Origin of the sequence: Stenotrophomonas sp. (assembly GCF_036662295.1) — a bacterium.
Classification (GTDB): domain Bacteria; phylum Pseudomonadota; class Gammaproteobacteria; order Xanthomonadales; family Xanthomonadaceae; genus Stenotrophomonas.
In genome coordinates this window covers 1-4673 of record NZ_JAVWXA010000171.1, presented here as the reverse complement: position 1 = coordinate 4673, position 4673 = coordinate 1, and the positions used below count along the sequence as shown (strand labels likewise).

Sequence of the window (4673 nt, the reverse complement as noted above, 5' to 3'; positions counted from 1 at the left end):
CACCAGCACGGCCGAGTTGAGCGGGCCGCCATCGCTGGGCGCGGCGGCCAGGGTCTGCCGCACCTGGCTGCGGCTGCGCACCGAGGACCACAGGTCACGGAACGCGGCCACGTCCACCGCCGCGGACGCAGGACGCGCGGCCAGCGTGGCCACCAGCGCGGTGAGCGGAGCCGGCGCCGGCGCGGGCGGCGGCGCCACCGGTGGCAGGCCGGCGGCATACGCGTCCACGCGCGCCTGCAGGCGCTGTTCCAGCCACGCCCGCGTGCCTCCCTCATGCTGCAGCGCCCGCGCCTGCAGGGCCTCGAGCACGGCCAGGCCGACCGGGTCGTGCCGGTCCATCTGCTGCGCGCGCCAGTGTGCGATGCGCGCGCGCGGGTCGGCCGGCTTACGGGGCATCGGCAGCGGCAGTGGCCTTGGGCCGCGGAATCGGCGCCATTTCCACGCGTCGGTTGCGCGCACGCCCTTCTTCCTGCGCATTGGAGCCCACCGGCTGTTCGGCCCCGAACGCCGCGGCGAACACCACCGAGGACGGCACGCCCTCGGCGATCAGGGCGCGGGTCACGGTGAGTGCACGCTCGGCCGACAACGCCCAGTTGTCGGCGAACTGGCGGTTGCCCTCGCGCACCTGGCGGTCATCGGTGAAGCCGCTGACCATCAGGATCTCCTCGCGCGAGGACAGGTACTCGGCCAACGGCGTGGCCAGGCTCTTCAGCAGCTCGCGCCCTTCCGGCTGCAGCTGGTCCGAGTTGAGCGCGAACAACACGCTGCCGCGGATGCCGATGCGGCCATCGACCAGGGTCACCCGGCCCGCCGCCAGCGGCACCGCCAACGCCTGCTCCAGCGTCTTGCGCCGGGCGGCCTCGGCCTGGCGCTGCTTGACCTCGTGGTCCAGGCGGCTGGACAGCTCCAGCTGCAGGGCGACCACGCCGACCAGGATCAGCACGAAGGCGCCCAGCAGCACCGACATCAGGTCGCCGAAGGCGGCCCAGATCGGCGCGCCGGTGGCGTCCTCGACCTCGATCTCATCACTCATGCGCTGGCGGCCTTGCCGGCACCGCGACGGCTGCCGAGCTGCTGCAGTTCCTCGATGATCTGCTTCTGCGACAGCACGCTCAGGTCCACCACCTCGCGCGCCTGGCCAACGTAATAAGCCAGCTGCTCATCGCTGCGTGCCAGCGATGCATCCAGCGCGGTGCCGATCTGCGCCAGGCGCTCGCCCAAGCCGGCGCTGGCGCTGCCGAATACCTCCATCGCGCCGCCGAACGCATCGGCCAGGCTGGCCACCTCGACCGCGCTGCCGGTGACCTGGGCCGCCACCTCGCCCAGCTTGCCGGTCTCGGCGGCCAGGTGGTCGGTGAAGCGCGTACCGACCCGCTCGAGCAGGTCGGCCGAGGTGGTGACCAGCGCGTCCACGGCGGTGCGCTGCTCGGTGGAGGCGTGGTTGACCGCGCCCAGCAGCGTTTCCAGCGTGGCCAGCAGGCGGCTGCGTTCCTCCAGCATGGCGGTATCGCGGACCATGCTGTCCGACAGCTTCTGGCGCAGTTCGGCCACCACTTCGGCGGCGGCCTTAGGCGCCTCGGAGGCGGCCTGGACCAGGGTGGAGATCTCGGCGATGGTCTGGCTGGCATGCGTGCGCGTCTGCGCGCTGATCTCCTGCGCGGTATGCGCCAACGCATCGCAGATGTCCTGCTGGCGTTGCGCTGCCTGCTCGCCGGTCTGCGCCCACTGCTGGCCCAGCGACGCGGTCAAGCGGTCGAATGCGCCGCTCCACTGCGCCAGGCGCTGTGCGTCGCGCGATTCCAGCGCGTCCTGCAGGGCCTGCTGCGACTGTGCCAGCGTCGCCACCAGGGCCGTGGCGTGGCGCTCGAAACCGGCCGTGGCCGCGGCCATCGCGTCCTGGTGCTGGCCGGCCAGCGTGGTGCTGCTGGCCTGCTGTTCGGCCAGCGCGGTGCGCCAGGCCTCGGCGGTCTGGGTGGTGCTGTCCTGCAGGCGGGCGGCCAGTGCATCCAGCAGCGTCCCGGCGCGCGCATCGTGCTGCGCGGCCAGGCGCTGCAGGCTGCCTTCCAACGCCAGCACCAGCGCCTCGTTGGCCTGCTGCTGCGCCTGCTGGGTGCCGGCCCAGCGTTCGGCGGTGGCATCCAGGCGCGTGGCCAGCGCATCGGCCAGGGCGGTGGCGTGCAGGCCCTGCTGCTCGCTGAAGGCGGCCAGGCTGCCGCGCAGTGCCTCGCCCATGGCCTGCTGGCCGTCCTGCTGGGCACGCTGGGTCTCGCTCCACTGGCCCACGCTGGCATGCATGCGCTCGGACAGTGCCTCCAGCAGGGCCGTGGCGCGCCGGTCCTGCTCGCCGGCCAGGCGGCCGAGTGCGGCCTGCAGGTCGTCGCTGGACTGCCGGTGCGTCTGCTGCTGGCTGGCCAGCGCCTCGCGCCAGGTGGCGGCGTTGGCGGTCTGGTGGGCCTCGAGGCCCGCGCTGAAAGCGCCCAGCTGCTGCTGCACCGCCGTGCCCACGTCCTGTTGCAGGGCGCGGGTGTCGCGCGCGATCACCGCCATCGTGTCCTGCATGATCGGCTGCAGGGCCTCGCCCACGGCGCGTGCGCTGGCGGCCACGCTGTCCTTGAGGGCCTGTTCCACCGCCGCGGCCAGCCGTGCGTGTTCGGCATCGGCATGGGCGTGGAAACGTTCCTGGCTGTCCAGCAACTGCTGCTGGGTCTGCTGGCTGCGTTCCTCGATCGCCACGGACATCGCCTGCAGGCGCTCCACCAGCGCGGGCATCAACTCGGCCTGTGCCTGCGCCATGCGCAGCGACTCGGCGCGCTGCCAATGCCTGGAATGGGCATGCAGCTGGCCGGCGATCCGCGCATCCAGCTGCTGCACGGTCTGCAGGCGCTCACGCCGGACCAGCGCGGCCAGCAGGCCGAGCATCGCCGAGGTCGCCACGCCGGCGATGGAGGTGCCAAAGGCCACCGCCAGCCCCTCGACCGGGGCGCCCAGCGAGCCGCGGATCGCCTGCAGGTCGGTGGCGCTCTCCAGTGCCAGCCCGGTGCCGCGCAGGGTGGCCATCATGCCCAGCAGGGTGCCCAGCATGCCCAGCAGCACCAGCAGCCCGACCAGATAGGGCGTGAGCACCGGCGCCGGCAAGGCCACCCGTTCGCCTTCCACGCGCAGGCGGACCGCGTTGCGCAGGCCAGCCGGTACGCGTTGCAGCCAGGCGGCCAGGTCGCTGCCGGCCGCCTCGCTGTCGGCCACGGCCTGGCCCAGGCCCAGCGTGGCCTGGCGATAGCGCAGCAGCTCCAGGCCGCCGGCGACGTAACAGGCCACGATCACCGCCGCCACCGCCGCGCCCACCGGGTTGCTGCCCAGGTAACCGGCGCCGATCCAGCACGCCGCCAGCAGGCCGGCAAGGAAGACAACGAAGTAAAGACTAGTTCTGAACATGACGTCCCAGTTATCGGGGGCGAAGCGCTGCAAGCAGGCCTTCGATCGGTTGAAAACGGACATCCAGTTCGGCCAGCAGCACGTCTTGCATATCCTGGTGGAAGCGCGCCAGCCAGCCTGGTGGGGCTGGCGCCGGCAGCGCCTCGTCGGTGTCGCCGTCGCCCGGCGCAGCCGCCGCGCGCAGGCGTTCAAAATGCTGGCCCAGCAGCGCCGGCACCGCGCCCAGCAGCGCCTGCTCGCGCGGGCTGAGGGTCTGTTCCATCACCGCGTCCACCTCGGCCAGGCGGGCCAGCGCGCCGTCGCCCTGGCCCAGCATGTCGCGCAGCCGGCCGCGCAGGCGACCGGTGGCGGCCTGCATCGAGCGCTGCACGCTCATGCAGTGCTGGCGATGCGGGGCGAAATCCTCGCCGGCCGTCGCGCGGCGGGCCTCGATGTCGGCGGTGATCGAGGCGCGCAGCGCGGCATGGACCCGTTCGCACTCGGCCTGCTCGGCACTGTCGAACACCGGCGCCTCCGGCACCGCCGCCGGCAATCGTCCATCCAGCGCCCGCGACAGGGCCACCGCACGGTTCCAGTCCACCCATTGGCTGAGCCGGTCGGACAGGTCCGGGCTGGTGCCGGGCAGGGCGCCGTCGGCAAACCCCGCCAGCAGGCGGATGAAGGCCGGCCCGGCAACGGGCGGTCGGTAGGGGGCTTTCGCCATGATTCCGGCTAAAACGATGAATTTTACACTGGAATGACGATTTGCCTGTCTGAACGGGTGCCCGGCCCCGGCGTGACCGCCACTTTCCGCTACGATGCCCGCCGTCAACCGGACATGGAGAAGCCCCGATGCGTCAGACACCCGCCACGTTCCCGCCCCGTCGCCTGCTGCTTCAGGGGGCATTGACGGTGGCCCTGGCACTGGGGGCGGGCGTCGCGCAGGCCGGTGCAGCGGACCTGCCCGGCGAAGACAGCCCGGACGTGGCGCCGTGCCGGGCCGGCCAGGCCGACGCGTGTGCCGCGCTGATCCGTCAGATCCGTGCCCCTGCCGGGACGCCGCCGTCGCCGGCGCAGCGTTGCGTGACGGCCCTGCAGACCCAGGTGCTGGACCAGCTCGACTGCCGCCGGGGGCGCGCCAGCGGCTGCACGGCCGCGGCCGCCTACGTGGCCGACGCCGCCTGCCCGGCGGCGCTCGACGCGGCCGTCCGCGCACAGGCCGACTGGGCCGAGGGCGGTGCGTTGCCCACCGAGCCGGCGCT

Annotated in this window: 5 protein-coding genes; 1 reads left to right on the top strand and 4 read right to left on the bottom strand. The window is 73.0% G+C overall.

The window, feature by feature from the left end; genetic code table 11:
• The 4 genes from RSA25_RS18975 to RSA25_RS18960 form a co-directional block, all read right to left on the bottom strand.
• Positions 1-396, bottom strand: a 396-nt coding sequence (locus RSA25_RS18975) for a DUF2894 domain-containing protein (protein ID WP_332810382.1), incomplete at its 3' end; no start/stop codon positions are given.
• Complete coding sequence (locus RSA25_RS18970) at positions 386-1033, bottom strand: OmpA family protein (protein ID WP_332810381.1); 648 nt, start codon at positions 1031-1033, stop codon at positions 386-388. The genes RSA25_RS18975 and RSA25_RS18970, both read right to left, overlap by 11 nt.
• Entirely contained in the window at positions 1030-3432 is a 2403-nt protein-coding gene (locus RSA25_RS18965; protein WP_332810380.1) for a DUF802 domain-containing protein, read from the bottom strand. The genes RSA25_RS18970 and RSA25_RS18965 overlap by 4 nt, the downstream gene beginning before the upstream one ends.
• Positions 3433-3442: 10 nt before the next feature.
• Complete coding sequence (locus RSA25_RS18960) at positions 3443-4135, bottom strand: DUF3348 domain-containing protein (protein ID WP_332810379.1); 693 nt, start codon at positions 4133-4135, stop codon at positions 3443-3445.
• Between the two features lie 128 nt (positions 4136-4263).
• On the opposite strand from RSA25_RS18960, the gene RSA25_RS18955 reads away from it, so the two are divergent.
• A partial coding sequence (locus tag RSA25_RS18955) for a hypothetical protein (RefSeq protein WP_332810378.1) occupies positions 4264-4673 on the top strand: 410 nt, incomplete at its 3' end.